Source organism: Acinetobacter tianfuensis (genome assembly GCF_003611465.1).
Classification (GTDB): domain Bacteria; phylum Pseudomonadota; class Gammaproteobacteria; order Pseudomonadales; family Moraxellaceae; genus Acinetobacter; species Acinetobacter tianfuensis.
In genome coordinates this window covers 1-5,594 of record NZ_RAXV01000065.1, presented here as the reverse complement: position 1 = coordinate 5,594, position 5,594 = coordinate 1, and the positions used below count along the sequence as shown (strand labels likewise).

At 33.4% G+C, this 5,594-nt stretch carries 5 protein-coding genes; 1 reads left to right on the top strand and 4 read right to left on the bottom strand.

Annotated features, from left to right (window positions below; all coding sequences use genetic code 11):
* A partial coding sequence (locus D7V32_RS16605) for a hypothetical protein (protein ID WP_120403885.1) occupies window positions 1-463 on the top strand: 463 nt, incomplete at its 5' end.
* 32 nt (window positions 464-495) lie between these two features.
* On the opposite strand, the gene D7V32_RS16600 is transcribed toward D7V32_RS16605, so the two are convergent.
* The 4 genes from D7V32_RS16600 to D7V32_RS16585 form a co-directional block, all read right to left on the bottom strand.
* Window positions 496-912: a hypothetical protein gene (locus tag D7V32_RS16600; RefSeq protein WP_120403884.1), complete on the bottom strand. Its 417-nt coding sequence runs from the start codon at window positions 910-912 to the stop codon at window positions 496-498.
* Window position 913: 1 nt separating this feature from the next.
* Window positions 914-3,034 (bottom strand): integrase, encoded by a 2,121-nt coding sequence (locus tag D7V32_RS16595; protein WP_120403883.1) that lies wholly within the window; start codon window positions 3,032-3,034, stop codon window positions 914-916.
* Window positions 3,027-4,580, bottom strand: coding sequence for a site-specific integrase (locus D7V32_RS16590; RefSeq protein WP_120403882.1), 1,554 nt, complete (start codon window positions 4,578-4,580; stop codon window positions 3,027-3,029). Before D7V32_RS16590 ends, D7V32_RS16595 begins: the two co-directional genes overlap by 8 nt.
* Window positions 4,573-5,594, bottom strand: a 1,022-nt coding sequence (locus tag D7V32_RS16585; protein WP_147394241.1) for a site-specific integrase, incomplete at its 5' end; no start/stop codon positions are given. The genes D7V32_RS16585 and D7V32_RS16590, both read right to left, overlap by 8 nt.

Genomic DNA, 5,594 nt, shown 5'->3' with positions numbered 1-5,594 from the left:
ACTTTTTGATGTATTTCTACCCATTATTCAAGAAAATACTATCAAAAATTGGACCTCTAATGACTTTTGGCTAAAAATCAGATTATCTGATAAAGACCGTAATCGATTTAATCGACAAAGAATGTATCGAATACTTCGAAAACTTGTTGAATCTGGTTTTCTAGAAAAGAAAATAAATTATAGTAATCATAAGTTCTCTCGTTTCAACGAAACAGAAAAAACTATAAAACTTAAAAACCTAGAAAAATCTAATACAGATTTTTCTAATATGGTTTTAGAAGAAAGTAAGATCTATGAAGAAATTTCCTTTTTGGAAAAACAGACTGAAAAATACTTTCAGCTAGAAAAAAATTTCCCAAGTCTTTCTCGTAAAATCTCATATGAGAAAAGTAAATGCTTAAGTAAAATTACTGAATTAAAAGCTTATAGATCAGCTCTGAGAAGTGTTATTGAAGCTATCTAAAAGCTTTAGAGAGCCTCCAGAGGCTCTCATATTTAGGAATTTTTTTTCGGTAATGGCTCATTCAATTTCTCTATAGTGACTCCATATTTATAAGCGTTGTACTGCCATACAACAAACTGTTCTAACAATAGAGAATTTTCTTTCTCGAGCCTTGCTATCTTAGTTTCCAGGACTTCAATCTTTGCTTGAGCTATCTTAAGACTGGCTGGTAATTTCTGCTCTTTTTGAGAAATTTTAAGTCTTGCAGTAGGTGACTTCTTTCCTAGATCATAAGCATTTTTAATTCTGGCATATTTTTGCAATGTCTGGCGTGTTGGCGCAGGAACAAGCTCTAATTGCTCTTCAATGGCTTTACAAAGCCGTTCCCAAGTCAACTTTTCATCTAAAGGCCAATAATCTAAAACCTCTACGATATTCTCTATATCTTGATCTGATAAATGTTGTGCCATTTTAGAGAATCCATGTTCCAGTTGAGTCAGAAGAAGGTAAAAGATGTATATCATCTAGATTATTACGTCGCTTATTTTCGATAATAGGAAGACGTTTCTGACCAGCTTTCTGATAGGCAAGTTCAAGATGAGTAACTTCTTCAGATGGGGGAAGACTTAAAGGTACACCATCTGGAATATTTGGATCATTTAATAATGCAACTAATTGCTCACAGCGTTGAATTGTGAGTTCTCTAGTTTCTAACCACATTTTGGCACCCGTAACATTCTTTTCAACTGCATGTTTATCTTTCTGCCAAAGTATTTTTTCCTTTTTTAGACGATCTTGGAGACGTTTTGTCTTTTCTTTATCTCCTTTGATACAAACATGTTCAGTACAATTTAAACAATTTCTATATTTTAGGCATGGTTCATCAATATAGGAATGTGTACAAAGCCCAAACTCAGTTGTATGCATGGTTAAAGTGGTACGAGTGTTTAACTCTTGCAAGGTACGTGGTGTGGCAATTTGAAAATTAAATGTAGTATCACTCTCATGTAGTGACAATTCATTTCTCTGCATTTCCACTAATGCATAGTTTCGTTCTTCTACAGAAGTATGGTCATAGACTCTGTTTTGCTTCATATCTGCACGACCAGACCATTTAGCCAGCAAAATACTATCCATCCCATTAGTATTGGCTATGGTGTTCAGAAGATGTCTAAACTGATGGGTCGATAAACTATAGTCTCCATATCCCCAACGCTGAAAAATTGACTGAACATTAGCCAACTCATCTTTACCTCTTAACTTTTTTTTAGTTGGTGATAGATCTTCATTCAACGTATCAATATGAGGCATCCAAAACTCACTCATCACCGTTGGTTTTTGAGTGTTAAACTGATTTGCAAAACAAGTGAATAATGCTTCTGACCACTTTACCTTAATTCCTCCACCTGTTTTAAAAGGGATATAAGGAAAACCTTCAGGCAATCTACTTCTAAGGATGATATTTAAATCGTTTAAGCAATATATATTGTCTTTGCGTTCTAGTCCCCGCGTTGATAAGAATTTATTGCCTGCATTATTAGCTTTTATATGTGTGTCGTAACATGAACTATCTAAACCTAATGCAAGAAGTACTTGTTCTTTTGTGAGCAATTGATCATCCGAAACATCAGGACAAAGATCATGTCGAGGAAACTTATCACTAATTTCTAACAAATAGGCAAACTGTCTCGGTTTCTCCGACAATCGCTTTAATCTTTCAATAGCTAATTCAACCGTTGAGATCATCACAGTTGGGATATATTTAATATCGTACCCATAATTTTTCTGTGCATACCACCTTAATCCTAGAACTCGCTCCTTCTCGGAAGCAATACTTGCTAAATCATTTTTTAGTGAAATCGGATTTTCTTCTTCATAAATACAATTTTCTTTTAAGAAAAATAGTTCAGATGCTCGCTCAGGGGCAGCTAACAACAGGCTCACAGCACTAGTCACAAAAATATCACGATCTGAAAGTTCAGACTCTTTTCTAGAAAAAATATCAGCTAAAGCAAAGATCGCATCTTCATCAGGTAATTTTGATTCCCGATATTTTTCCGATTCCTCATCTAATATAATAGATTTTTCTGCAGGCTTTTTGTTCGGATTCTTCCAATCAGGTAAATCAAGAATCTTTAATTTCTTCAAAAAATCTAGAAGAATCTTTAAATGTCTGCCAACATGATAGGCTGAACTGGCTTTATAATTTTCCCTTGACCTTTCTGCGGCTAAATCAAAATCAGCGATCATAAGCTGAGTCAAATCAACTGCTCCATATCTGGTCAGGCATACTTGTTCAATTGCTCGTATAGCCACAATAGTATCTTGTGTTTTTAGTTTGCTATTAATTTTCTGATATTTGACATACGCTTTTGCAAAAGCACGTATAGATTCATCTAGAAGATTATTAACATCTTTATCTTTCGAAGAAACCCCAACTTTGACAAAGTTAACTTCATTTTTCCAATAATTATCTTCAAATGTTATATCAGCATTTAACTCAGTCAATTGTTTAGAAAATGCTATAAAGGTATCAATATTTTGCTGTGCAGTTTTACTACTATCTGCTGTAAAGTAAATCAAATTATCCATGATTAAACTCCTTACAAGCATCTATAACCTGTTGTACAGCTACAATAATTCTGTCATTTACAGCTACTATTTCTAAACTGCATCCCATCTGTACCAGATGTTCTCGTTCTTCTATTAATTGAGTTAGAACCAAATGATGGGGAGCATTTGCCCAGGGCATAAACTTCTTGCAGACATAACATGCAATAGGGGTATGATCATGACAATATTGATGAGTACCACATGATCCCACACTACAATCCTGTTCTATGAAACTGATTCTGTTAGCATCTTCAACTAGAGTTTGAGCTTCAATTTCATCTTGAACAATTTTACCTTGAAAGGCATCAGCATATTTCCGAAGATTTTCATCCATGATTGTTGATATCTGTTCAGCCAATTCAGGAATGCTTTCTACATAGCAAGATACATTCTGCGTATCACTGTGATCAAGTAATTTAGCAATCACATTAATCCCTGCTTTTTGACGGGCAGCATTAGTCCCTAATGTATATCTAAACCTATAAGCAGTAATATGAATTGGTTTACCTGTTTCTCTTGAGCGTATACCTAGTCTTTCTACAGCAACCTTTAATTTATAAGTTAAATCTATGGTAGGTAAATGTATTATTTCTGAGGATAAAATCTCTAATAAATCTTTCCTACTCCAGTCGAGGGCAGTCAACTTCTCCAAACTATAGAATAAAGGCAGCTCATTAAACTCAAGTTCTGATAGTTCTCGATTTAATAATTTAGCTACCTCCACTTTTAAAATTCTAATATGCCCATACAATATTTCTGCAAGATTTTGACGAATACCAACTTCACTGAAAGCAACACGAAATGAGCTATTTCCCCTCATCTTAGCTTTAGGAATATTTAAAACCGAAGGGTGTTCTCCAGTATTCAGCTTATATTTATCTGAAATATATAGGTCTTTTACTTTTAGTGATGCAATTTGAATAGGTCGTCTGCCTGTAGCAAAAAAAACCTTAATTAAGGCTGCATCATATAGAGACAATTTATTTTCTGCTAAATACTCATTAGTTCGAGTCACAATTGCCTGAAACTCGAATGGGCTAAAAGGGCCTTCATCAGGATCTAGCGATAAAACTGCTGCTCCCTTTTCATTTCCACTCAAGCGCCAAGAATCTATTAGATCATATACTTGATCATCTACAGCAGAATAACCAAGATCATATATTTTCTTCAAAAAAACACGTAGCATCGCAACCTTATATTCATCTTTTTTTGATGAATAATAGTTTTTATAATTTAACAAACCTTCTAATGTAAAGTTTTTTAGACTTGTAATTTCCCAGTACTTACCTACATACTCACACATATTTACAGTATGAGAACTAGAACTAAATTTTGCAAAATGAGCTAAGGCTTGTATTACTTCAGCCCGTGTAGTTGGTTCAAAATTCCATATTTTATTGATATCTAGAGTTTTATTAATATCTAGAACCCATTTTTGATCGTTAATATTGAACTCATATCCTTTAAATGAGATATATGTATCCTGATCAAAATCTAAAATTTTGTGCTGAGTTAAATTATTCATTATCTTCCTCAAATTTCTTCTGAATCTCCAAACCCACTTCTATAGCTCTTCGATCTTCAGCACGTTTCGAATATTTCCTGGCACTCTGTGACCCTGGAATCCACCCCATCAGGTAAGCACGATCATTCTCAAGCTTAGCTTCTGTTGCATTTCCTGAAGAAATTAGAACTGAGGACTTCTCTGTATATTTATCATTCCATGTATGCCTAAAAGCATGGGCATGTACCCTAAATAAGACTGCCTTTGATATTTGAGTAAATATTTTGTCTAAAGCATTAATGGAAAGTGGTTTCCCTTGATTAGATAAGATCAAAAAATCAGATAATTCATCATTAAGAGCAGTACTTCTATACTTCAAAATATATTCGTCTATCTTTTTCTTTAAATTAAGATTTAAAGCTAAACTTCTGCTTCTTGTTTTGACCAAAGGCTGATACAGCCTAATATCACTTTGATCATCATGATTACGTTTTATCGTGACGTAAGAAATTCCATTCTTACTAGTAAAATCTGTTAGTTTTATATTTAGTAATTCACCCTTTCTGCATCCTAAATACAGAAGTATATATACAATTAGTTCATTTCTATATTTCACATACTCTGACTGCCAAATAGATTGCTGGTTACTCGGATTAACTGTCTGTAAAATGATATTTATCTGTTCTTGATCAAATGACTTATATTCATCTGATTCATCTGTACTTAAGTTTGGTCTGCGAGCCTTAAATTTCTTAGCAATATTAGATACATTTGAAGGGTATAGATATATCTCAAGCCATTCTAGATATTCTGCAAAATTGGTTAGCCTGCGATATATTAGTTCTTTGGAGACGCAATCATCTCTTATTACAATATTTGCTCTAATACTTTCTTTTTTTAATTTTTTTGGAAAGCTAAGAATCTTTTTACTTGATTTCCCACTTAAAAAATAATCTCTTTTGAAATTTGCCAAATTAACTATTGCTTCTATTTCATTCATTTTGAGAGATTCTTTATTTTTAAATCTTTCTTCTA

Excerpts from the sequence above, each read along its gene's own strand:
- D7V32_RS16595 (WP_120403883.1), bottom strand. The coding sequence starts at position 3,034 with ATGGATAATTTGATTTACTTTACAGCAGATAGTAGTAAAACTGCACAG.
- D7V32_RS16600 (WP_120403884.1), bottom strand. The coding sequence starts at position 912 with ATGGCACAACATTTATCAGATCAAGATATAGAGAATATCGTAGAGGTT.
- D7V32_RS16590 (WP_120403882.1), bottom strand. The coding sequence starts at position 4,580 with ATGAATAATTTAACTCAGCACAAAATTTTAGATTTTGATCAGGATACA.